Source organism: Rhodococcus sp. T9N (assembly GCF_024436645.1).
GTDB classification, from domain to species: Bacteria; Actinomycetota; Actinomycetes; order Mycobacteriales; family Mycobacteriaceae; genus Rhodococcus_F; species Rhodococcus_F qingshengii.
The window spans coordinates 729249-752798 of the sequence record NZ_JAMSKS010000001.1; the positions used below are offsets into that span (position 1 = coordinate 729249).

19 protein-coding genes and 2 tRNA genes are annotated in these 23550 nt (G+C 61.6%); 14 read left to right on the forward strand and 7 right to left on the reverse strand.

Going from position 1 to position 23550, the window contains the following annotated elements:
• Positions 1-77: 77 nt before the first annotated feature.
• The 7 genes from rsmG to rpmH all read right to left on the reverse strand — a co-directional run bounded on the left by rsmG (position 78) and on the right by rpmH (position 5537).
• Entirely contained in the window at positions 78-758 is a 681-nt protein-coding gene (rsmG, locus tag M1L53_RS03400; protein WP_039973059.1) for a 16S rRNA (guanine(527)-N(7))-methyltransferase RsmG, read from the reverse strand.
• 1357 nt (positions 759-2115) lie between these two features.
• The gene (locus M1L53_RS03405) at positions 2116-2373 is read right to left on the reverse strand and encodes a hypothetical protein (RefSeq protein WP_030536721.1); all 258 of its coding nucleotides are present in this window, start codon (positions 2371-2373) and stop codon (positions 2116-2118) included.
• A gap of 541 nt (positions 2374-2914) precedes the next feature.
• Positions 2915-3478 carry a protein jag gene (locus tag M1L53_RS03410; protein ID WP_003942504.1) on the reverse strand — a complete coding sequence of 188 codons (564 nt, stop codon included), beginning with the start codon at positions 3476-3478 and terminating at the stop codon, positions 2915-2917.
• Between the two features lie 20 nt (positions 3479-3498).
• A complete protein-coding gene (yidC, locus tag M1L53_RS03415; protein ID WP_054188730.1) occupies positions 3499-4605 on the reverse strand; it encodes a membrane protein insertase YidC in 1107 nt (368 codons plus the stop codon).
• 4 nt (positions 4606-4609) lie between these two features.
• Positions 4610-4990 carry a membrane protein insertion efficiency factor YidD gene (gene yidD / locus M1L53_RS03420; protein WP_007729147.1) on the reverse strand — a complete coding sequence of 127 codons (381 nt, stop codon included), beginning with the start codon at positions 4988-4990 and terminating at the stop codon, positions 4610-4612.
• A complete protein-coding gene (gene rnpA / locus M1L53_RS03425; protein WP_019746209.1) occupies positions 4987-5367 on the reverse strand; it encodes a ribonuclease P protein component in 381 nt (126 codons plus the stop codon). The genes yidD and rnpA overlap by 4 nt, the downstream gene beginning before the upstream one ends.
• A 26-nt stretch (positions 5368-5393) precedes the next feature.
• Complete coding sequence (rpmH, locus tag M1L53_RS03430; RefSeq protein ID WP_003942540.1) at positions 5394-5537, reverse strand: 50S ribosomal protein L34; 144 nt, start codon at positions 5535-5537, stop codon at positions 5394-5396.
• Positions 5538-6317: 780 nt separating this feature from the next.
• On the opposite strand from rpmH, the gene dnaA reads away from it, so the two are divergent.
• From dnaA to M1L53_RS03500, 14 genes are all read left to right on the forward strand, one after another.
• A complete protein-coding gene (gene dnaA / locus M1L53_RS03435; protein ID WP_003942491.1) occupies positions 6318-7880 on the forward strand; it encodes a chromosomal replication initiator protein DnaA in 1563 nt (520 codons plus the stop codon).
• Between the two features lie 584 nt (positions 7881-8464).
• The gene (gene dnaN, locus M1L53_RS03440; protein WP_007729165.1) at positions 8465-9649 is read left to right on the forward strand and encodes a DNA polymerase III subunit beta; all 1185 of its coding nucleotides are present in this window, start codon (positions 8465-8467) and stop codon (positions 9647-9649) included.
• Between the two features lie 44 nt (positions 9650-9693).
• Entirely contained in the window at positions 9694-10602 is a 909-nt protein-coding gene (gene gnd, locus M1L53_RS03445) for a phosphogluconate dehydrogenase (NAD(+)-dependent, decarboxylating) (RefSeq protein WP_054188729.1), read from the forward strand.
• The gene (recF, locus tag M1L53_RS03450) at positions 10603-11832 is read left to right on the forward strand and encodes a DNA replication/repair protein RecF (RefSeq protein ID WP_007729171.1); all 1230 of its coding nucleotides are present in this window, start codon (positions 10603-10605) and stop codon (positions 11830-11832) included. It begins immediately after the preceding gene.
• Entirely contained in the window at positions 11825-12370 is a 546-nt protein-coding gene (locus M1L53_RS03455) for a DUF721 family protein (protein WP_003942471.1), read from the forward strand. The genes recF and M1L53_RS03455 overlap by 8 nt, the downstream gene beginning before the upstream one ends.
• A 124-nt stretch (positions 12371-12494) precedes the next feature.
• Positions 12495-13406, forward strand: coding sequence for a metal-dependent hydrolase (locus M1L53_RS03460; protein ID WP_007729174.1), 912 nt, complete (start codon positions 12495-12497; stop codon positions 13404-13406).
• Entirely contained in the window at positions 13406-14527 is a 1122-nt protein-coding gene (locus M1L53_RS03465) for a PDR/VanB family oxidoreductase (protein ID WP_054188747.1), read from the forward strand. The genes M1L53_RS03460 and M1L53_RS03465 overlap by 1 nt, the downstream gene beginning before the upstream one ends.
• Positions 14528-14567: 40 nt before the next feature.
• The gene (locus tag M1L53_RS03470) at positions 14568-15491 is read left to right on the forward strand and encodes an alpha/beta fold hydrolase (protein WP_007729179.1); all 924 of its coding nucleotides are present in this window, start codon (positions 14568-14570) and stop codon (positions 15489-15491) included.
• Positions 15492-15688: 197 nt separating this feature from the next.
• The gene (gene gyrB / locus M1L53_RS03475) at positions 15689-17725 is read left to right on the forward strand and encodes a DNA topoisomerase (ATP-hydrolyzing) subunit B (protein WP_003942515.1); all 2037 of its coding nucleotides are present in this window, start codon (positions 15689-15691) and stop codon (positions 17723-17725) included.
• An 86-nt stretch (positions 17726-17811) separates the two neighbouring features.
• Entirely contained in the window at positions 17812-20343 is a 2532-nt protein-coding gene (gene gyrA, locus M1L53_RS03480) for a DNA gyrase subunit A (protein ID WP_047272672.1), read from the forward strand.
• A complete protein-coding gene (locus tag M1L53_RS03485; RefSeq protein WP_050656765.1) occupies positions 20343-21737 on the forward strand; it encodes a DUF3566 domain-containing protein in 1395 nt (464 codons plus the stop codon). The genes gyrA and M1L53_RS03485 overlap by 1 nt, the downstream gene beginning before the upstream one ends.
• Positions 21738-21812: 75 nt before the next feature.
• Positions 21813-21886 (forward strand) — tRNA-Ile (locus M1L53_RS03490).
• Positions 21887-22062: 176 nt separating this feature from the next.
• Positions 22063-22135, forward strand: a tRNA-Ala gene (locus tag M1L53_RS03495).
• Between the two features lie 286 nt (positions 22136-22421).
• Entirely contained in the window at positions 22422-23531 is a 1110-nt protein-coding gene (locus M1L53_RS03500; RefSeq protein WP_050656764.1) for a hypothetical protein, read from the forward strand.
• Positions 23532-23550 lie beyond the last annotated feature (19 nt).

Sequence of the window (23550 nt, forward strand, 5' to 3'; positions counted from 1 at the left end):
TGCTCCTTCGATTGGGAATCGATCACTAGGTGCTCTCATCATCTGTACATTGCTCTCGATTGCATGCGTGTAAATCATCAACGCTGGCGGCGCTTCGGGAGACGTTCGGCCTTCACCACAACAGTGGGGGTGCGGAGAATCTTGGCTCCGCATTCGAGTATTTCCAACTTACCTGCGCCCAACTTGGTGAGCGCCGTACGGTCTCGCTCGATCTCCTCGGAGGCGCTCGAACCCTTGAGTGCCAACATCCGGCCGTGCTCGTGAATGAGTGGGAGGGACCAACGTGCGAGCTTCTCGAGAGGCGCCACAGCTCGCGAGGTGACTACATCCGCGCCGCCCGCTTCCTTCACAACACCCGATTCCTCGGCTCGCCCTCGGACAACCAATACGTCCAATCCGTTGGACTCGATGAACTCCGCGAGGTACACCGAGCGTCGAAGCAACGGTTCGACCAGAGTCACCTTCAAGTCCGGGCGGGCGATTGCGAGAGGGATACCGGGTAGGCCGGCGCCGCTTCCAACGTCCACAACCGACTCGCCTTCGGCAATCAACTCACCGATGACGGCGCAATTGAGAAGGTGACGCTCCCACAGTCGAGGGACTTCACGGGGACCAATGAGCCCGCGCTCGACACCATCCGTCGCCAGGGATTGGTAATACCGTTCCGCGATCTCATATCTGTCACCGAACACTGCGCGCGCAGTCTCTTGTTCGTCCCAGTCAACCGACGCCGCACCATTCTGTTCCACGTGAAACATCCTCCCGCGTAAACCGCGAAATCAACAATCAAGACCGAAATCATTATCCGCTCTGGAGCCGACATGTGTTCGCTTCTGCACACCGACTCGCTGTGAGTCTGCCGACTCGTTCATTCTTTGGGAAGTATTCGGCCCAAAATTCAAGCGGGGGAGGGGAGGGTTCACGTTCCACGTGAAACATTGCGCTGAAAATTCTTCCAATTCTGACGCGTTTCACGTGAAACATAGCCGGGCGATCGAATGCAGATAGGAGCGCAATTCTTAGTATCATCACAGTGACGAAACTGCCATGGGTAGTTACATGGATGGAATTCTGACCCAAAATGGGCAATTTTCAACGAAAAGTGGTTGCCGAAAATCGCTGTCGTAGGACTGCCGAGCGGACTCGGTCACTCTGACCCAGTCGGTTTCTGACGCGGACGTTCTTCTTCGATTCCAGTTCTTGGACGACATCCGAAGACGAAGATGACCGCAATGACTCAATCCCCACGAAGGCACCGCCAATTATTGTGGCCAACAGAGCAAGAGCCCGCGGCGCCTACGCCGATCAAACCATCCACATAATTAGCCGCCCACAGCGCTCCGTTGACCAGAGCCCTGACAGCAGCGAGCACGATGACGGCGAGAGCAGAACCCTCGCTAGTCCCGCCCATCTGATACGAAACCTCAACCCTCGGCGGTTCCACGTTGGTACCGAGGCACCACATCGACCCGGTTTCACGTGAAACGAAGGCCGACTATTTCGAGTCGAGGGAGAGGGGCATCTCGCAATACGGCAACCTGCCGCCCTTCGGTAAATCTCATGGCAAGCTCGGAATCCATGTCTCGCGGGCAAATAGCAGCCATGGACCATACCGCCAACTCGACGGATACTGACGTAAACGATGACGGGACCGAGGGGTCGATCAGCCAAGTTGTCTGCCGTGCCGGAACTGACCAAGCCAGCGTGGTCGAACCACGGATCGCTTGTGGTCTCGCCTCGAGGCGACCGGTTGGCAGCGATCACGACCTGACCGGGGCTCTCGGGTCTAGATGAGTAACCGTCAGGCAGTGCCGAATGAAATGTCAGCACCCGGTAAGGCCATACGCAGATCCGGTTCGACAACCGAGACGAGTTCAAACTCCACTGAAGGCGGTTCTGCTCTACAGAAGGCGGAAGAGTCCGGACGGCCCTCAATTGATGCATTCATCGCGTTTCTGACTCGCTTGTTAAAAAGGTCGCCGACGCACCTGGGAAGTTCCGTACGGCACGGCGGTGTTCATATCCCAAAAAGGCATCCAACGAGGTACCTCGACTTACTCCATAGTGCGGTGGAACCAGGCGATGGAGCGCAGTGGTTCTGAGGTCGAGAAGATACTAGGCGTGGTACAAATCGGGCATGAGATACGCAATTGTTGCCGCTGCCATATTGGCCTCGCTGGCTGCACCCGCTTTGGCCAGCGCCCAGGTCCCGTACCAACCGCCAGTGGTGGCGCTCGTTGGTGATGATTCATCGATCACCGCGACGATCACGAACCCGAATGACAGTGGCATCTGCACCCTGTCAATTTCGTCCTCACCGAGACCACCGGTGAACGATCCCAATGACCACACACGCACGGTCGAGCCTTTCACCGATGACGATGCCTCCTGGCCGCAGGCCGGGCAGTCGGTGGAACTAACGCGCGACGATCTCCAGCCGGGGGTTTACGACCTCACCGCCTGGTGCGGTAAGCCCGCGCAGGGAGGAGGTTGGGTGATGGGACAACTGTCGAATGGCGTGTCCTACGAGGTGCGGGTTGGATCGATGCCGGAACCTACAGGCTCCCTGGCGTTCGGGTCATAAAGACCACGAGATTGCGCCTACGAGCGAACCGGATGGGTATTTCCGATTTCCTTCATCCGCCTTCGCTTACCCGATCAAAACGAAGAAGCAATGACCCACCCATGAGGGAATCGCCGCCTAGGGACTGAGCCCCGACCATACAGAAAGAGCATGCGTAAGGCACTCAAGATCATCAATCCGAGAGGGATTCCGGAACGCTCGTGGGACATGTCGACAACGATAGGCACCTGACCTTCACCGTGGCGCCGGATTCGGTTTCACGTGAAACACTCTCGGACACAAAAGCGGGCCCCGGAAAATCCGGGGCCCGCATTCGATCAGGGGGGAGTGTCAGTCCTTGAGGACAACCACTCGACGAGACGGCTCAGCGCCTTCGCTCTCGCTGGAAACACCGGCGACCTTGGCGACGGCGTCGTGCACGATCTTGCGTTCGAACGGCGTCATCGGAGCAAGCTCTTCGCGTTCGCCGGTCTCGAGAACACGCTGTGCAGCTTCCGCACCGAGAGCACTGAGTGCCTCGCGCCGGCCCGCACGCCACCCGGCGATGTCGAGCATCAAGCGGCTGCGCTCTCCGGTCGACTGCTGAACTGCCAGACGAGTCAGCTCCTGGAGAGCATCCAGAACCTCACCCTTGCGTCCCACGAGCTTGGTCAGGTCGTCGCCGCCGTCGATGCTGACGATCGCCCGATCGCCCTCGACGTCAAGGTCGATGTCTCCGTCGAAATCGAGAACGTCGAGCAACTGCTCAAGGTAGTCGCCGGCGATCTCGCCCTCTTCGATCAGGTCGTCATCGGAATCGTCGATGTCTACATCCACATCGGTAACCGGCGCAGTGGTCTCGGTGCTCACGTCTGCGTTCTCTCCATCCACAACGATGTCAGCTTCACTGGACATTGGTCGTTCTCTTTCCTGGATCAGCGCCGTTTATTGCGCTTGGGGGAGTTGCCGCGGTTGCTCTGTGGCCGGTTCTGTTTCGGTTTCGACGTGGAACCACCACTGGAACCCGAGGGCTTCGGCTGTGGCTTCTTGAACGAAACTTCCGGGGCGTCACCGTCGTCGTCGGCTGAATCCGCGGTCTTCAGCGCAGCCGGAGATCCCTTCTTCTTGCTGGGATCGGGACGGGCACCGGGCTTGGGCGCATTGTCGTTGCGGCGAGTGATCGCTTCCTGCTTCTTGGCTTCTTCTTCCGCGTCGATCTTGCGGAAGACGAGGTGCTGCTGACCGTAGGTCCAGATGTTGTTCGACACCCAGTACAGGAGGATCGCGATCGGAAGGAACGGTCCACCGACCAGAACACCGAGCGGGAAGACGTACAGGGCGAGCTTGTTCATGATCGCGGACTGCGGGTTCGCGGCAGCTGCTTCGCTCTGACGGGCAACAGAAGCGCGTGAGTTGAAGTGCGTCGCGATGCTGGCGATGATCATCAGCGGAGCGGCCACGAGGATGATGTTCAGCCGTGACGGAAGCTCGGGAACGTTCTCGGTGACGTAGGCCTGAAGCTGCGCAACCGGCGTCGTGATCGCGGCCGAGATGGGCGCGCCGAACAGACGAGCATCCAGGAACGACTGGACGTCAGTGGCCGAGAAGACGTAGTTCGGGGTGTTGAGGTTGTCCTCGGCGCTCATGCCCAGCTGGCCCATGCCGGTGCCGGTGCGGTTGAACGAGCGCAGGACGTGGAACAGACCGATGAACACCGGAGCCTGAGCCAAGACCGGGAGACAGCCCATGATCGGGTTGAATCCGTGCTCCTTCTGGAGCTTCTGCATCTCGACGGCCTGGCGCTGACGGTCGCCCGAATACTTCTTCTGCAATGCCTTGATCTGTGGCTGCAGTTCCTGCATCTGACGCGTCGTGCGGACCTGCTTCACGAACGGCTTGTACAGAACCGCACGCAAGGTGAACACCAGGAACACCACGGAAAGCGCCCAGGCTATTCCGTTGTCCGGGCCGAGAATGAACCCGAAGACCTTGTGCCAGACCCACAGAATCGCGGATACCGGATAGTAGATGAAATTGAGCACGGCTCTAAGTACTCCTCTGTTCGTCCGTCGGACTGTGACACGCTGCGCGTGCTTCCGGACAGCTATGGCGGCTACCCGCATCACGGTCACGACGGGCAGGGACAGGGTCCCACCCTCCAGAATGCCAGGGGGCACACTTCGCCAACCGCACCACAGTCAAGAAAAGGCCTTTGATCGCCCCGTGAGTGCGCAGCGCTTCGACTGCGTATTCACTGCAGGTGGGGGTGAACCGGCAGGTCGGCATCCTCAAGGGCGACACATACGTCCGGTACAACTCGATACAGAAGATGAGAACAGTGGCGGGAGCGCGACGCACAGCCTTCAACACCGTGATGACACGGGAGGCTCTGGGAGTCTCGATCTGCTCAGAGAGCGGAGTACTCATGGCTCTTCACTTACCGACACCAATAGGTTCATTTTGGTCAGGCCCCCGCGCAACTGCTTGGCCAGTTCGGCTGAACTGGCGGTAGCTGCACCCGGAAGTGCGCGGATAACCACGTCCGTCTCCGGCGAAACCTGCCCGACGAAATCTGCACAGATATGACGAAGCCGGCGTGCGACTCGATGTCGAATCACCGCCGGCCCGACAGCCTTGCTCACGATCAGCCCGAAACGGGGACCGTGATTTGTTACTACCAGCGCCTCTACTTGCTCGCGATCGAACGCGTGCACGACAAGGTCGCGTCTTCCCATACGACGCCCGCGTCGCACCGCCACGGAGAAATCCGCGTGGCGACGCAACCGAGACGGCTCAGGCAACACCCCGAGCTCCTGAACTCGAAATCAGATCAGGCGGTGAGGGAATCGCGGCCCTTACGGCGACGCGCCGAAACGATTGCACGACCCGCACGGGTACGCATACGAAGACGGAAGCCGTGAACACGCGCGCGGCGGCGATTATTCGGCTGGAACGTCCGCTTGCCCTTGGCCACGGTCAACACTCCTCGAAGTTCATTGACGCCTCCCGGCGTCATTCAGTGATCGACGCCTTACGGCGCCTTTGGATCCAACAGGTACAGAACAATCAACTTCACTCGTTGTGGCTTGGAAGACCGATCCGACCTGACATATGTAGCCAGCACGAAGCGATCACCACCAGCGGGTGACCGTTCGAGGTTACTTACCACCGTTGCCAAGGTCAAACCAGCCCGATTCGGAGCCCTCCCGCGGCAACCACGGCGACACGCCGATACTTACATCATTCCGCAGATTCCATTCACAGTGTGCATACGGCCGTGACCTCGAGCGAGGCGGCAAGTGTGACCTTGGCAACAGTTCCGCTACGGACTGCAGGTGACCCGAAGGCAACCCGGACAGTTCCACCGGCGCATGCTCTCGACAAGGCCTCATCAGCACATACGGGCACGAGCGCCGGACGCGACCCCGAATCCCGAGTTTCCACATTCATCCACAGGGCTGTGAGTGTTGACGCATCCCCGACACCAAGTGGCGAACGCCTCGAGTTCCGACAAAGTTGCAGGTAGATCAATTTCTCGATCACTTTGACGAATTTGGTTGACGAAAAAACCGACTCAGTGCAGGTTTGTCCACATCTGTGGATAATTGTGTGGAAACACAGCCCAGGTGGCATATTCGTAGCCTGTTACGGGGTTCTCACCCCGGGTGGTAATCCACCGAATCATTCGACGCCGCAGCCATACGCTCGGCAGCTGCAGCACACCCACTGTCGGCGAAACACGGGAAGGAACCACGTGAACGACGATCCCAACGCGCTCGCACGGGTCTGGGTCGACGTGGTTGCAGAACTCACGAGTGATGACCCCGGAAGTAATCTTCCGGCTTTGAGCAGCAAGCAGAAGGCATTTGTCCGTCTGGTGAGGCCTCTCACACTTGCTCAGGGTTTTGCACTCCTCTCGGTTCCATCGCCATTTGCTCAAGAGACGATCGAGCGCGATCTACGCGAGCCGATCCTGCAGGCACTCGGACGCCACCTCGGCGGCCAGGTCGAGGGACTCGGTGTCCGCATCGCACTCGAAGACGATGCCGACGCACCCGCCGAACCGGTCGAGGAGCGCACGGGCAGCCGTCAGTTCGAGTCGGTCAACTCATCGGGCGCATACCGTCGGCGCAGATTCACCGAAGGCGACGGCGAACCTTCGGACTCCGAGACTGCCGAGACCGAAGAAGTCGACGACGACCGCGAAGCACTCGCGAGCGTTCACGAATCGTGGCCGTCGTACTTCACGAAGCCGCCCGCTACTCCTTCTGCTTCGGGGTCCGGCGCCAACAGCCTCAACGCGAAGTACACCTTCGACACTTTTGTGATCGGATCGTCCAACCGATTCGCTCATGCCGCTGCCGTCGCGATCGCGGAGGCGCCGGCGCGTGCCTACAACCCCTTGTTCATCTGGGGAGCTTCGGGCCTGGGCAAGACGCACCTTCTTCACGCCGCCGGCCACTACGCACAGCGACTGTTCCCCGGCATGCGGGTCAAGTACGTCTCGACCGAAGAATTCACCAACGACTTCATCAACAGTCTTCGTGACGACCGCAAGGTCGCGTTCAAGCGTCGCTACCGGGAAACGGATGTCCTGCTGGTCGACGACATCCAGTTCATCGAAGGCAAGGAAGGTATTCAGGAGGAGTTCTTCCATACCTTCAACACCTTGCACAACGCGAACAAGCAGATCGTCGTTTCCTCGGACCGTCCGCCCAAACAGTTGGCAACCCTCGAGGAGCGTCTGCGGACGCGCTTCGAATGGGGCCTGATCACCGACGTTCAGCCGCCTGAGCTCGAGACGCGTATCGCGATTCTGAGCAAGAAGGCGAGGATGGATCGCCTCGAGGTCCCGCACGACGTCCTCGAGTTGATCGCCAGCCGTATCGAGCGCAACATTCGTGAACTCGAGGGCGCGTTGATCCGCGTCACCGCTTTTGCCTCGCTCAACCGCCAGCCGTTGGATCTGACGTTGGCCGAGGTGGTCCTGCGCGATCTGATGCCCGATTCGTCGAGCCTCGAGATCAACGCGGCGACGATCATGGCGGTGACGGCCGAATACTTCAACATGTCGATCGACGACCTGTGTGGGCCGGGTAAGGCCCGGCCACTCGCTCAGGCCCGCCAGATCTCGATGTATTTGTGCCGTGAGCTCACTGATTTGTCCTTGCCGAAGATCGGTCAGACGTTCGGCCGTGACCACACGACGGTCATGTACGCCGACAAGAAGATCCGTAAGGAAATGACGGAACGCCGCAAGGTGTACGACCAGGTTCAGGAGTTGACCGCAAGGATCAAGCAGCGCTCCAAGCGTTGACCTGCACTTATTTCGATCGATGCCGCTCGAGGCAGAGGTTCCCTCGAGCGGCATCGGTGTATTCGAAGGGTTCCACGTGCGGTCCCCTCGAGGGCGGTTGTCCACCTCGAGGGACGACACGCCGGAGTCAGACACGCCGATGAGAACAAACTCTTCGTTTCTTGTGAAAAGTATTCACATCTGTGGATAAGTGTGTTGATAACTCCGAAAGTCTGTGGAGTTCTCGAGGAGGAATCCGAAAACTTTCAGAGAGTGCACAGAGGGGGTCGATTGGTCCTCGAGTCTGTCCTCGAGAAGTGCACAGGCCCTTGAGGGGACCTACCAGCGTCGACAACCGTTGCTCCACAGATTGCACAGGACTTATTACTACTACTGAGAATTTCCTAGGAAAAGCTCTTTGAAAATAGTTCTGGGGACAACTCCTGTTGAGAACCTCGCCTCAGGCTGCGCTCGCCGCGGCTTCGGCTTTCCACTTGCGCCCTCGAGGGCATACGGTGGGCATCGCTTGGTCTGTGTCAGACTTCAAGTGAGCTGATGCAGATCCGCAGCAGACGAACATGCCTACCGAGAGGAATAACCCGGCGATGGAGCTTGGAAGCCTGAAGTTTCGCGTTTCCCGGGAAGAGTTCGCTGATTCAGTAGCGTGGGTTGCTCGTAGCCTGCCCTCGAGGCCGCCCGTGCCGGTTCTCGGCGGAGTTCTTCTCGACGCAACCGAAGCCGGCCTCACCGTTTCCGGGTTCGACTACGAGGTATCCGCGCAGGTCCGCGTCTCGGCAGATGTCACAACTGCAGGTCAGGCACTCGTCTCCGGTCGCCTCCTCGCAGATATCACCAAGTCGCTTCCCAACAAGCCGGTCGATGTGACCCTCGAGGGCACTCGCGTGCTCATCTCCTGCGGAAGCGCCAAGTTCTCCCTGCCTACGATGCCGGTCGAGGACTACCCCCAGCTTCCGACGCTTCCGCAGCAGTCCGGGTCCATTCCCGTCGACCTGTTCTCCGAAGCCATCAGCCAGGTAGCCGTTGCAGCCGGCAAGGACGACACCCTTCCGATGCTCACGGGTATCCGTGTCGAGATCGAACAGAATTCGATCGTCCTCGCCGCTACCGACCGCTTCCGTCTCGCCGTGCGTGAACTCGAGTGGACTCCGGCCAATCCCGACGTCCAGGCTGCTGTTCTCATCCCGGCCAAGACTCTGTCCGAGTCCGCGAAAACGCTTGCCGGCAATGCAAATTCGCCGGTCGAGTTGGCTCTCGGTTCCGGTACGACCATCGGAAACGACGGACTCCTCGGCATCGTCAACGACGGACGCCGCACCACGACGCGCCTCCTCGACGCCGAGTTCCCGAAGTTCCGTCAGTTGCTGCCCGCTCAGCACACCGCGATGGCAACGGTCGAGGTCACGCCTCTCATCGAAGCCATCAAGCGTGTAGCACTCGTCGCCGAGCGTGGCGCACAGGTTCGCATGCAGTTCTCCGCTGACGGCCTGCTCCTCTCTGCGGGTGGCGACGACGCCGGCCGCGCGGAAGAGACGCTCAACGCGTCGTTCCAGGGCGAAGCACTCACCATTGCGTTCAACCCCGGTTACCTGATCGACGGGTTGAATTCGCTTCACAGCGAAAACGTTCTGTTCGGCTTCACCACTCCCAGCCGTCCGGCTGTTCTTCGCCCCGCGGCCGAGGAAGAGCCCACGGCAGACGAGTCCGGTAACTTCGCTGCGCCCTCGAGCGAGTACACGTACCTGCTGATGCCGGTTCGCCTTCCGGGCTGAGTGGAACCCCGCACTTCAGTTCGCGCCTGACCAGGGAGAACAGTATGAAGATCGGACTCGTAGGTCTCGGCAAGATGGGCTTCAACATGCGTGAGCGCTTGCGCGCGCATGGCCTCGAGGTGATCGGATACGACCCTCGACCGGAAGTCACCGACGTCGAGTCTCTTGCCGAACTCGCTGCTTCCCTCGAGGGACCTAGAGTCGTCTGGGTGATGGTTCCGGCCGGTGACATCACCCAGAGCACCATTGCCGAACTGGCGGATGCCCTCGAGGGCGGCGATCTGGTCATCGACGGTGGAAACTCTCGCTTCACCGACGACGCTGTCCATGCCGAGTTGTTGGGTGCCCGTGGGATCGGTTTCCTCGACTGCGGTGTCTCCGGTGGCATCTGGGGCCGTGAGAACGGCTACGGCCTGATGGTGGGCGGATCCGAGCCCGACGTGGCAAAGGCAATGCCGATCTTCGACGCCCTTCGCCCCGACGGCGACGCTGCAGACGGCTTTGTCCACGCCGGCCCCGTCGGTGCTGGTCATTACGCGAAGATGGTGCACAACGGCATCGAATACGGCCTGATGCAGGCCTATGCCGAGGGGTACGAGCTCCTCGAGGCGGAAAGCCTGATCGCGGACGTTCCCGGTGTTCTCCGAGCTTGGTCGAAGGGGACCGTCGTACGTTCGTGGTTGCTCGATCTGCTTGTCGACGCCCTCGAGGAAGATCCGGAGCTTGCGCAGATCACGGGCTATACCGAGGATTCCGGCGAGGGCCGCTGGACGGTCGAGGAAGCTATCAAGCACGCTGTGCCCGCTCCCGTCATCTCCGCTGCTCTGTTCGCGAGATTTGCTTCACGACAGGATGATTCACCGGCCATGAAGGCTGTGTCCGCCTTGCGCAATCAGTTCGGCGGTCACGCGGTCAAGAGCGCTTCGCCCAAGAATTCGGCTTCTGGAAGCTAAGTGTTCGTTCGTAGATTTTCGCTGCGGGACTTCCGATCCTGGGATTCGCTGACGCTTGACCTCACACCGGGAACAACCGTTTTCCTCGGTTCGAACGGGCACGGTAAAACCAACGTCCTCGAGTCACTCGGGTATCTGTCGACGCTGTCGTCTCATCGAGTGTCCACGGACGCACCGATGATCCGCAGCGGTTCCGCCAGTGCTTTTGCCGGTGCAACGGTGGTCAACAACGGACGCGAACTGACCATCGACGTCGAACTGATCGAGGGAAAGTCCAACCGCGCCAGGATAAATCAGTCTCCGACGCGTCGCCCACGCGAAGTGTTGGGGATTTTGCAGTCGGTGATGTTCGCGCCGGAAGATCTGTCGTTGGTTCGCGGAGATCCTGGCGATCGTCGACGCTATCTCGACGAGTTGTTGACGTCCCGGATACCCCGAATGGCTGCTGTCCGTGCGGATTACGACAAAGTTCTGCGTCAGCGCTCAGCCCTACTCAAAACTGCCGGTGCGGCTTTGCGTCGCGGTTCTCGTGGTGGCGAGTCCGACAACGTCCTCTCCACCCTCGAGGTGTGGGACGGGCATCTGGCCGCTCACGGCGCACAATTGTTGGCCGGGCGCCTCGAGTTGGTCCATGATCTGGCGCCGCATCTGGCGGAGTCGTATCGTTCCATCGCACCCGAATCTCGGCCGGCGTCGATTCGATACAAGAGCAGTCTGGGGTCCTCGTTGGATCCCGAATTCACCGACCCTGCAAGGATTTCCGGTATCGACGACGTTGCGTACCTCGAGGAGAGATTCCATCTCGAGTTGGCACAGATGAGGTCGAAGGAAATCGATCGCGGAGTGTGTCTGGTCGGTCCGCATCGGGACGATCTGGAGCTGATTCTCGGTGACAGCCCGGCGAAAGGCTTTGCAAGCCATGGTGAATCGTGGTCTTTTGCGCTTTCGCTGCGGCTGGCAGGTTTTGCCCTGTTGCGCGCCGACGGCAGCGACCCGGTCCTGATGCTCGACGATGTCTTCGCGGAATTGGACCGTCGTCGGCGTCGTGCGCTCGCCACCGTTGCAGCCACCGCCGAACAGGTGCTGATCACGGCCGCCGTTCCCGAGGATGTACCGGACGAACTCGAGGCGGCCAAGTTCGGCGTCGAAGCCTCCGATACCGGAGACGGTCGGATATCCCGGATAGTGCCCGTAGGCTCGGCAGATCAGGAGGTCGAGTTCGATGACTGAAGACAGCAGCGCTGCCCCGGAGCCCGAGCTCAAGGGGATCGATCTGGCGCGCCGTGCCCTCGAGGAGGCACGCGCGACAGCCAAAGCCAACGGTAAGGCCGTCGGGCAGGGGCGCTCGTCGCCCAAATACGGAAGCGGCCGCCCGCGTCGACGCAGCGGTTGGTCCGGCCCCGGCCCGGATGCGCGGGACCCTCAGCCGTTCGGTGCTCTCACCAGCGCTATCTCCAAATCGCGTGGGTGGTCCCCCAAGGTGTCCGAGGGCACGGTCCTCGGTCGGTGGCCGCAGGTCGTCGGAGAAGACATCTCCGCGCACGCCGAGCCGATTTCTCTGAAAGAAGGTGTTCTCAGCATCTCCGCCGAGTCGACGGCGTGGGCTACCCAGTTGCGCATGATGCAGTCCCAGATTCTGGCCAAGATCGCTGCTGCCGTCGGTGACGGCGTCGTGAAGACACTGCGGATCACCGGTCCGAGTGCGCCTAGCTGGCGCAAGGGAGAAAGGCATGTGAAAGGCCGCGGACCTCGCGATACGTACGGCTGAGGAAAACTCAACCAGGCCCTGGTTCTACCTATTACTTCGTGTTACAGTTAAAACTCGCTAGTGAGTGAACTGTGTCACAAGGCTGTCGTTCCCCACCGATCGGCAGGCATGAAGGAGTAGCTAGATGTCGCAGAAGATATCGACACCCGCTTCGTCGTTCGCCGAGCCGGATCACATCCTGTTGCAGGCTCGCAATGTCGAGTTCGACTGGTCCGATCTGCCCATGCACTGGATTCCGGGCGATCCGTTCAGCACACACGTTCTCAACGTGCTTCACCTTCTCCTCCCCGCCGGTGAGGAATGGTTTGTCGAGACCTTCAAGGAAGCTCTTCCTCTGATCGAGGACGAGAAACTCCGTGAGGACGTCGTCGGATTCATCGGCCAAGAGGCGATGCACTCCAACGCGCACTCGGGTGTCCTCGTCCATCTCAAGGAAAACGGCCTCGATCCGACGCCGTACACCCAGCAGATGGAGTGGGCATTCTCGAAACTGCTCGGACCGCGCCCGATGACGGGTCTGCGCGCCGAGAATCACCTGGTGGAGCGTTTGGCGATCATCGCGGCCATCGAACACATCACTGCTTTCCTCGGCGACTGGGTGCTCAACGCCAAGGGGCTGGACAAAGCCGGCATGCACCCGACCATGCTTGATCTCCTTCGCTGGCACGGCGCCGAAGAAGTCGAACACCGAGCCGTCGCGTACGACGTCATGCGCTACTTCGACAAGCGTGAGACCCGCCGGATCCGTACCCAGATCCTCGTCACGCCCGCAATCGTGTGGCTGTGGATTCGCGGTACCCGGTTCTTGATGCGCAACGATCCCGAGCTTGCCGCTCAGGCTCCCAGCCGTCGACGCCCCCACCTGTCCGATTTCATCGCGGCCGGAAAGCGTGGCACAGTTCCCACGTCGTTCGAGCTGGTCAAGCGGATGTCGACGTACTTCAGCAAGTCCTATCACCCCAGTAACGAGGGCTCGACCGCCCAGGCGGTGCAGTACCTGGCGTCGTCACCCGCAGCTCAGGCGGCTGCACGGTGATTTCACTCTCGAGGGTCAAGGACGTCATCTCCGGGCACGACGGGTTGCCGCGTTTTCCGGCGCCACCCGATTTGTCCGGAAAGAACCGTCCCGACCGTGCCATGCGCATCACGGAGTTGTTGGCGGACAAGTACCTTCGGGTGTTGACGGCCTACGACTACAACCCCGAGATCGCTGGCCACAACCCCGACACGGCCATGAACATGGTGGTCAGTACGCGTGAGGTGGTGGCGACTGACGAGAACGTCGTTCGCCTGCGCTTCGAATCCGCGGACGGCTCACCGATTCCGCCGTGGCATCCGGGTTCGCACCTGGACTTCCATCTACCTTCGGGTCTGCGGCGTCAGTATTCGCTGTGCGGCGACCCGGCCGATCGCACGGGGTACAGCGTCGCGGTGCGCCGGATCCCCGACGGTGGTGGCGGTTCCATCGAGATGCACGCTCTCCAGCCCGGTGAGCACGTCACGGTACGCGGACCACGCAACGGCTTCCCGTTTGTCGGAGAAGGCAGCGCGTTGTTCGTCGCCGGCGGCATCGGTATCACGCCGATCATCGCAATGGTCCGTGCGGCAAGAGAATTGGGGATGGACTGGTACTTCGTGTACTCGGGCCGCTCTCGTGAATCCATGCCGTTCCTCGACGAGATCGCAACTTGGGAACCCGAGCGTGTCTTCGTGCGCCCGGACGACGAGTTCGGATTGCCCACCACCACAGACCTTCTCGGACGAGCGCCGGTCGGCGGCGCCGTGTACTGCTGTGGCCCGACGCCGATGCTCGATGCCGTCCGCCGCGGTTTCCGCGATACACCCTCCACCGCTTTGCATTTCGAGCGGTTCGGGGCTCCGCCGGTGATCGACGGCAAGGAATTCGAAGTGCAGCTTGTCAATTCGGGTCAGGTACTCACCGTGCCCGCCGACGAGTCCGCGCTCGACGTCATCAAGAAGGCATTGCCCGGTGTCGGGTACTCGTGTCAGCAGGGTTTCTGCGGAACCTGTCGTGTGAAGGTACTCGCGGGTAAACCCGATCACCGCGAAAGGCGTCTGACCGACACCGAACAGGAAACGGAGATGCTCATCTGCGTATCCCGTTCCGACGGTGGACGTCTCGTTCTCGATCTCTAGATTTCCCAATCCGAAGGATTCACAGCCGAAGGGTCAGTCAATGTCCAAGCACTCTCCTGTCCATGCCGTGACCGCGCGTCGCGTGACCAACGGTTCCGTCAGCCTGGCAGTGTTCGAGCAGGGCAAGGCAGACGGCGAGACCATCGTCCTGGTGCATGGTTGGCCCGACACCCATGAATTGTGGAACCGCATCGTGCCTTTGCTGGCAGACGACTTCCGCGTCGTCAGCTACGACAGCCGCGGGGCCGGTGAGAGCACGATCCCCTCGAGGGTGCAGGACTACCAACTGAGCGCACTGGCCGGCGATCTTTTTGCCGTCATCGACGCGGTCAGCCCGGGCAAGCCGGTGCACGTCCTCGCGCACGACTGGGGATCCGTCGAAACGTGGGAAGCGGTCTGCGAGCCGGGTGCCGAAGAGAAGATCGCGTCGTTCTCATCCATCTCGGGTCCGAATCTCGATCATCTCGGTAAGTGGATCCGGGCGAGCGCGTCCAAGCGTCGTTTCCTCGGCCCGGCGGCGCAGGGAATTGCGTCGGCCTACACCGTTCTGTTCCAGATTCCCGGGCTGTGCACCCTTCCGTTGCGTCTGTGGTTCTCCAAGCACTGGCCGGCATTTCTGGGCTTCTTCGACGGTCTGGACCCCCGTGTGGTCAACACCGCGCCCACCATCGCCGACGACATGGTGAACGGACTCAAGCTTTATCGCGCGAACATCCGGCCGTCGCTCGGCAAGCCGCGGGATCGGTACACGGACGTGCCTGTTCAGCTCATTCTGAACAAGTACGACAAAGCCGTTCGTCCGGTGGGATACGAAGACACCGAAAAATGGGTCTCCGACCTGCAGCGACGTGAAATTGCCGCGGGACACTGGTCGCCGTTTTCACATCCGGGTGAGGTTGCCGAACATGCGCGGGCATTTATCGCGAGCCTGAGAGAGCGTCGCTCGGAGAAGCAAAGTTCCTAGCGTTTCACCTTCCGGGGATCGTAAAAATTCGTCTGCGGCGCAGCCAGGGGTGTCATTGGCCGCTTCTAGTCGGTGCTTACCAGTAAGATGGTCAACGGTAACTAGCGGCAACATTCTCGAACCCGCTCCGACGACACCCGCAAGGGCTTGCTGACGGCTGCGCTCGAGTATTGACGGAGAAGGAGAGCTACCCACCCGTGGCTGCCCAGAAGTCAGATACAAGCACTTCCAGCAAGGACTACAACGCGTCGTCCATCACCGTCCTCGAAGGACTCGAGGCGGTACGTAAGCGTCCAGGCATGTACATCGGTTCCACCGGTGAACGCGGTCTGCACCACCTCATTTGGGAGGTCGTCGACAACTCGGTCGACGAGGCGATGGCCGGACACGCCACCAAGGTCGAGGTCACCCTCCTCGAAGACGGCGGAATCCGCGTCATCGACGACGGCCGTGGCATCCCGGTCGGCATGCACGCCTCCGGAGTCCCCACCGTCGAGGTCGTGCTGACCCAGCTGCACGCCGGCGGCAAGTTCGACTCCGACTCCTACGCCGTCTCCGGTGGTCTGCACGGCGTCGGCATCTCGGTGGTCAACGCGCTCTCGACCCGGCTCGACGTCGACATCAAGGTCGACGGCTACCGGTGGCAGCAGACGTACACCGATTCCAAGCCGGGAGAGCTCGTACAGGGCGACCCGACGAAGGAGACCGGCACCACCGTCAGTTTCTGGGCTGATCCCGAGATCTTCGAGACCACCCGCTACAACTTCGAGACCGTTGCGCGTCGTCTGCAGGAAATGGCCTTCCTCAACAAGGGCCTGACCATCACGCTGACCGACGAGCGCGCCGAGGTCATCGACGACGAAGCTGCCGAGGTGGCCGAGGCTCCCAAGTCTGCTGCCGAAGAAGCCGAAGAAGCTGCTCAGGCAGCGCCGCGTAAGTCCAAGACCCGTATCTACCACTACCCCGGTGGACTCGAGGACTACGTCCGGCACATCAACAAGAGCAAGACCCCGATCCACAACTCGGTCGTCGGATTCACCGCCAAGGGCACCGGCCACGAGCTCGAGGTCGCAATGCAGTGGAACTCCGGATACTCGGAGTCCGTGCACACCTTCGCCAACACCATCAACACCCACGAGGGTGGTACCCACGAAGAGGGCTTCCGCGCCGCACTGACCGCAACGGTCAACAAGTACGCGCTCGAAAAGAAGCTGCTCAAGGACAAAGATCCCAAGCTCACCGGTGACGACATCCGTGAAGGACTCGCGGCCATCATCTCGGTGAAGGTCGGTGAACCCCAGTTCGAGGGTCAGACCAAGACCAAGCTCGGCAATACCGAGGTCAAGTCCTTCGTGCAGAAGGCGTGCAACGAGCACCTCGCGCACTGGTTCGAGGCGAACCCGGCCGACGCGAAAACCATTGTGAACAAGGCTGTTTCGTCGGCGCAAGCCCGCGTCGCCGCACGTAAGGCGCGTGAGCTGGTCCGCCGTAAGAGCGCGACCGACCTCGGTGGCCTGCCAGGCAAGCTCGCCGATTGCCGCTCCAACGATCCGGAGAAGTCCGAGATCTACATCGTGGAGGGCGACTCCGCAGGCGGCTCGGCCAAGTCCGGCCGAGACTCGATGTACCAGGCGATCCTCCCGCTCCGCGGAAAGATCATCAACGTCGAGAAGGCGCGTATCGATCGCGTCCTCAAGAACACCGAAGTCCAGTCGATCATCACCGCGTTCGGCACGGGCATCCACGACGAGTTCGACATCGCCAAGCTGCGCTATCACAAGATCGTGCTCATGGCCGACGCCGACGTCGACGGTCAGCACATCGCAACGCTGCTGCTCACGCTGCTGTTCCGCTTCATGCGGCCGCTCGTCGAGCACGGCAAGGTCTACCTCGCGCAGCCGCCGCTGTACAAGCTCAAGTGGCAGAAGGGTGCGCAGCCGGAATTCGCGTACTCCGACCGCGAGCGCGACGCGATGGTCAAGGCCGGCCTCGAGTCCGGCAAGAAGATCAACAAGGACGACGGCATCCAGCGCTACAAAGGCCTCGGCGAGATGAACGCCAAGGAGCTGTGGGAAACCACGATGGACCCGACGGTGCGCGTTCTGCGTCTCGTCACGCTCGACGACGCGGCTGCTGCCGACGAGCTGTTCAGCGTGCTGATGGGCGAAGACGTCGAAGCACGACGCAGCTTCATCACCCGCAATGCCCGGGACGTTCGTTTCCTCGACGTGTAGGCCTGCGGCCCTGTGCGTGGTTGAGGAGTCCCCGGGCTCCTTTTCCGCGCACAGGGGCTTGCCCCCTCTTTTAAGAAAGTGAGCTCATGACCGACACCACGTTGCCACCGGACGGTCCGCAACACGACCGGATCGAACCGGTCGACATCCAGCAGGAAATGCAGAACAGCTACATCGACTACGCCATGAGCGTCATCGTCGGTCGCGCTCTGCCGGATGTCCGCGACGGACTCAAGCCGGTGCACCGCCGCGTGCTCTACGCGATGTACGACAACGGATATCGCCCCGACCGCGGATACGTGAAGTCTGCCCGACCGGTCGCCGAGACCATGGGTAACTACCACCCCCACGGCGACTCCTCGATCTACGACACGTTGGTCCGTATGGCCCAGCCGTGGTCGCTGCGTTACCCGCTCGTCGACGGTCAGGGAAACTTCGGCTCCCGCGGCAACGACGGCGCAGCCGCCATGCGTTACACCGAGTGCAGGCTCACGCCGCTCGCGATGGAAATGCTGCGCGAAATCGACCACGAGACAGTCGATTTCACCCCGAACTACGACGGCAAGACGCAGGAACCGACGGTTCTGCCCAGCCGAATCCCGAACCTGCTGATCAACGGTTCCAACGGCATCGCCGTCGGTATGGCCACCAACATTCCGCCGCACAACCTGCGTGAAGTTGCCGAGGCCATCTACTGGGCGCTCGACAACTTCGAAGCGGACGAGGAAGCCACCCTCGCGGCCGTCATGGAGCGCATCAAGGGACCCGACTTCCCCACGCACGGGCTCATCGTCGGTGGACAGGGCATCCAGGACGCCTACACCACCGGCCGTGGCTCCGTTCGTATGCGCGGCGTCGTCGAGATCGAAGAAGATGCCAAGGGCCGCACCACAATCGTCATCACCGAGCTGCCCTACCAGGTCAACCCGGACAACCTGATCACCTCCATCGCGGAGCAGGTTCGTGACGCCAAGATCGGTGGCATCTCCGACATCCACGACGAGTCCTCGGACCGCGTCGGCATGCGCATCGTCGTCACCGTCAAGCGTGACGCCGTTGCCAAGGTCGTGCTGAACAACCTTTACAAGCACACCCAGCTGCAGACCAGCTTCGGCTGCAACATGCTCTCCATCGTCGACGGAGTGCCGCGCACGCTGCGCCTCGACCAGATGATCCGTCTGTACACGGCGCATCAGCTCGAGGTCATCGTTCGTCGTACCAGGTACCTGCTTCGCAAGGCACAGGAGCGCGCCCACATCCTGCGCGGTCTGGTCAAGGCCCTCGACGCTCTGGACGAGGTCATCGCCTTGATCCGTGCGTCGCAGACCGTCGACATCGCTCGCGCCGGATTGATGGAACTCCTCGACGTCGACGAGATCCAGGCCGACGCCATCCTCGGCATGCAGCTGCGTCGTCTGGCCGCCCTCGAGCGTCAGAAGATCGTCGACGAGTTGGCCGAGATCGAACTCGAAATCGCGGACCTCGAAGACATTCTGGCTCGCCCGGAGCGTCAGCGCGCGATCGTTCGTGACGAGCTCAAGGAAATCGTCGACAAGTACGGCGACGACCGTCGTACCCGCATCATCGCCGCCGACGGAGACGTCAACGACGAGGATCTGATCGCCCGCGAAGACGTCGTCGTCACGATCACCGAGACCGGTTACGCCAAGCGCACCAAGACCGACCTGTACCGCTCGCAGAAGCGCGGCGGCAAGGGTGTTCAGGGTGCCGGCCTCAAGCAGGACGACATCGTCTCGCACTTCTTCGTCACCTCGACGCACGACTGGCTGCTGTTCTTCACCACGAAGGGCCGCGTCTACCGCGCCAAGGCTTACGAACTGCCCGAGGCGAGCCGTACCGCTCGCGGTCAGCACGTTGCCAACCTGCTGGCCTTCCAGCCGGACGAGCGCATTCAGTCCGTCATCCAGATCAAGACGTACGAAGACGCGCCCTACCTGGTGCTCGCCACTCGCAACGGTCTGGTCAAGAAGTCCAAGCTCACCGACTTCGACTCCAACCGCAGCGGTGGCATCGTCGCCATCAACCTGCGCGGTGAAGACGAACTGGTCGGCGCTGTCCTCTGCTCCGCCGAAGACGACCTCCTTCTCGTCTCGGCACAGGGCCAGTCGATCCGCTTCTCGGCCACCGACGAGGCACTGCGTCCGATGGGCCGCGCCACTTCCGGTGTCCAGGGCATGCGTTTCAACGGTGACGACGAGCTGCTCTCGCTCAACGTCGTTCGTGAAGGAACGTTCCTCCTGGTCGCCACCTCGGGCGGTTACTCCAAGCGAACCGGCATGGAGGATTACCCGGTGCAGGGTCGCGGCGGCAAGGGCGTGCTCACGATTCAGTACGACAAGAAACGTGGCACTCTGGTCGGTGCGCTCATCGTCGACGACGACGACGAGCTGTACGCGATCACCTCGGGCGGCGGCGTCATCAGGACGGCTGCCAAGCAGGTTCGTAAGGCGGGACGCCAGACCAAGGGCGTGCGTCTGATGAACCTCGGCGAAGGCGACACACTGCTCGCGATTGCGCGCAACGCCGACGAGCCCGAAGAGCTCGCTGCAGAGACCACCGACAACGCAGACAATGCCGATGGAGCTAAGGAGTCCTAGTGAGCACTCCCAACCAGCCGGGCAGTGACCAGAAGAGCGAAAGCACTTCAGGTTCGACGCCACCGAAGCCGGAGCAGGCAACTGCTCCGGCGGGGCCGCAGACCTCGAAACCTGCAGCTCCAGCGGACGGCGGACCCAAAGCTTCCGAGGCAGCTCCGGCGCCCAAGGCGCCGGAGCCGCCTCGCGGCCCGTCGGCTCAGAAGCCGGCGGGTGGGGCTTCCGACGCCGCGGGTGCGGCCAAGGGTCAAGCTCCTTCCGCTCCTTCAGTGGCTCCGGCTGCGCCGGTAACTCCGGCAAAGGGTGACGGTCAGGCTCCGCCGCAACCGGTTGCCAATCAGGCTCGTGGCAGCCAGGCGCCGCCGTGGCAACGCGGACCCCAGCCGTCGGGTCAGCCGCAGGGGCAGCCAGCTCAGAACCCGGCTGCTCAGAACCCGGCGTCCAAAGCCCCGGCGTCGAAGACTCAGCCACCGCAAAGTCAGGCGCCGCAAAGTCAGCCGCAGACCAACATCACGCGCCCAGCCGGCGCTGGTGCTCCTGCGGGTCGTCCGGCAGCTCCTGCCGGGGGTAAGCCGCCTGCGGGTCCGCAGCGTCCTGCAGCGGCCGGCCCGGCGCAGGGTGGTCCGGTGCAGGGTGGTCCGGCCAAAAACCCCGCGCAGGGTGGTGCGCCGAAGGGACAGCCGCAATCGGGTCGCCCCGCTGCCGGTGCACAGACGGGTCGTCCTGCCGGCAACCCGTCGGCACGTCCCGTCGTGACGGGAACGGCGGCTGCCGCAGCTACCGGTGGCGTCGCCGGCGCGGCAGCAGCCAAGGCTGTTACACCCTCGGGCACAAATCCCAAGGCTGCAAACGCCACGGTCGCCAATCCCACGGTCGCTAATCCGAAAGCAAAAGCCGCCGCGATCGACGGGCCGACTCGGCACATCGATCGCAAGGATCTACCGAAGGACATGCCTGACCTCTCCGAGGCCAAGCATCCGTTGCCTGCTGCGGTGAAGGGTGAGAAAACTCACGCCGTATCGGCTTCGGTCGTGGACGGTGCGCCACTGCGCGCAACGGTCCAGATCCGTCGTATCGACCCGTGGTCCACGCTCAAGATCACATCCGTGATCTCGGTGTCGCTGTTCTTCGTGTGGATGGTGGCCGTCGGACTGCTCTACGTCGTTCTCGACGGCATGGGCGTCTGGGATCGCCTGAACAACGCGTTCACCGACATCGTTGCCGATGGCGGCTCCGACGGTCTGGTGACGGCCGGCCAGGTGTTCGGCTACGCCGCGCTGATCGGCATCGCGAACATGGTGCTTTTCACGGCACTCGTCACGATCGGATCGTTCATCTACAACCTCTGCAGCGACCTGGTTGGCGGCGTAGAGGTAACTCTCGCCGACCGCGACTGACCTGCGAAAACATTGCTCCGCCGGGCCCGTTTTGGTGTCAGCGGCCCGGTGGGGTAATCTTTGGAATCGGTTCAGGGGCCTATAGCTCAGGTGGTTAGAGCGCTTTACTGATAATGAAGAGGTCGGAGGTTCAAGTCCTCCTAGGCCCACTCCCATGTGCCGAAGAAGGGTTGCTGGAATGAAGGTTTTCCTGCTTGTCGGGGCCGGAATTCTGGTAGCTCTCGGGGTCACCAAGCTGATCAAAAGTCAGCGCGGAGACAAGGTTTGGCACGATTTGGAAACAGGATAGAACCTAGGTACTCTGACTCCGGTCAGAAAACCGAACGGGGCCTTAGCTCAGTTGGTAGAGCGCTGCCTTTGCAAGGCAGATGTCAGGAGTTCGAATCTCCTAGGCTCCACAGTAAGAAAACACCCTCCCGGGATCCGGGAGGGTGTTTTTGTATGCCGATGTACCCGATCTCTGCTCGCCCCGGCCGGTGCCCGACTTGCCCGACTTGTGTGCCCCCTGTTTTTGAGCGAACGGCACTTTCGGCGCACTGGAGGCGATGAACATGCCGTTCGCTCGGAGTGGGGTGGCCGGAACCGCGCCCACTATGGACCGTTCGTCCCGAATTCTCCGGAAAGTCTAGTGGTCATAACCAGCCGGGCGTAGCGTGAGGAGAACCCAATTTCAGGAGGTTCGTAGTGCTTCACAACGACATTCCCAGCCACGGTGAAATTGCCGCACTCGCGGAGGTGGAGGGGCCCACCTGCATCACCATCGTTACTCCGACTGAAGATGCGCCGCAGGATTACGACAAAGCGCGCATAGCCTTCAAGGACCAGGTCCGCTCGGCACTCGCATCGGTGGAGGATCCGGCCGAGCGCAAGCAGTTCGAGGCCGAATACGCAGCGCTCGACGACGACGATGATTTCTGGCGCTTCCAGTCGCGCTCATTGGTCACGTACGCGACGCCGGAGCGTCTGGTGACCTTCCGCCTCCCCAACCGTCTGCAGGCGCTCGAAACGGTCAGCGATCGGTTTCATCTCAAGCCACTGCTCCGTTCGGTGACGTTCCCCCAGACGGCGTTTGTTCTCGCTCTGGCAGAGGGTTCGGTGCGACTGATCGAGATCGCTGCCGATCAGCCGGCCGACGAGGTCCGTGTTCAGGGAATGCCGAAGAACGCTGCGGATCACGCGGGCAAGTCGTCGATCAACAGCCGTACCGAAGCGGGTCGGTTGTCGGGGTCGGACAGCCGAAAGTTGCGCGTCAATCAGTACGCCCGCGCAGTCGATCACGAGGTCCGCGGTGTGCTCGCCGGCCGTGACGTCCCCTTGATTCTGGCCGCTGCGGAACCCATCGCGTCGGTGTATCGCTCCGTGAATTCGTACCGCCACCTGGTCGACAAAACCGTCGAGGGAAACCCGGAAGCCTTGTCGACGCAGGAAGTGGCGGACGGTTCGCGTCCGGCGCTCGACGACTTCCATGCCGAGCAGCTGGCGGCGGTGCGGGACACCTTCAATGTGCGCACGGAACAGGGACGCACTCAGACGGACGTCGCCGACGTGGCAACAGCCGCGACGTACGGACAGGTCGACACCGTTTTCATCGACATAGATTCCGTCGTACCCGGAAGTCTCGATCCCCAGACGGGCGCTCTCACGACCGGCGAGTCGACCAACGGAAGCACCTACGGGGTCGTCGACGAGATCGCTCGTCGTGCGCTCCTGACGGGTGCGCGGGTGCTCGCTGTTCGCGCGGAGGACATTCCGGGCGGCGGCGCAGTTGCCGCGATTTTGCGCTTCGCCCCGTAAACAGACTGGACGCGTGTGC